At 59.6% G+C, this 594-nt stretch carries 1 protein-coding gene; it reads left to right on the top strand.

Annotation, left to right across the window (positions count from 1 at the left end; translation table 11 throughout):
• Positions 1-22 precede the first annotated feature (22 nt).
• A partial coding sequence (locus tag AK963_RS30360) for a hypothetical protein (RefSeq protein WP_202969970.1) occupies positions 23-594 on the top strand: 572 nt, incomplete at its 3' end.

Genomic DNA, 594 nt, shown 5'->3' with positions numbered 1-594 from the left:
CACAGGGTCAGGGAGGATCACCATGTACATCGGATCGGACGGCAGGGTTTACCAGAACAAGTTTGAGTCAATTGGCCACGGCACCAAAGTACCCGGTTACGCCGATGAACAGTACGCCATCAACCAGCGCCTTGGTGAGCTGCGCAGGCAGCAGCAGGAGTATGCCGGTCAGCAACAGCAGCAGGCACTGAACCAGCAGCAGATTGACCAGAACGACCTGAACCGGTTCTACGACCGGCAGCAGAAGTTTGCCGCCGTTCATGGTCAGCCTTACGGGTTCGGGCAGATGCCCCAGAGCAGTCAGCCGGGTAATGGCATGGGAGCCAGGCAGAGTCCGCAAGGCGGTCAGGCCGGTTACGGAATGCCCATGGAGCGCAGGGAAACGGTGCAAAGCCCCCTGACGCAGGACGCCGGAAAGCTGAACCGGATGCTGCAAAAGTACCATCAGGGGCAGGACCCACGGGATGCTCAGGACGCCATCGAGTTTATCAACCAGCACCCCGGCATCAAGGCCAGTAACGTCAGCGGTATCCGCTTCAATCACAGCGACCGCAATGAAGACCCGATGGTCAGCCTGCTCGGTGACGATGGCAA

Source organism: Endozoicomonas atrinae, from assembly GCF_001647025.1.
GTDB lineage: Bacteria > Pseudomonadota > Gammaproteobacteria > Pseudomonadales > Endozoicomonadaceae > Endozoicomonas > Endozoicomonas atrinae.
The sequence above is the reverse complement of the archived record's forward strand: the minus strand, read 5'-3'. Positions and strand labels throughout refer to the sequence as shown.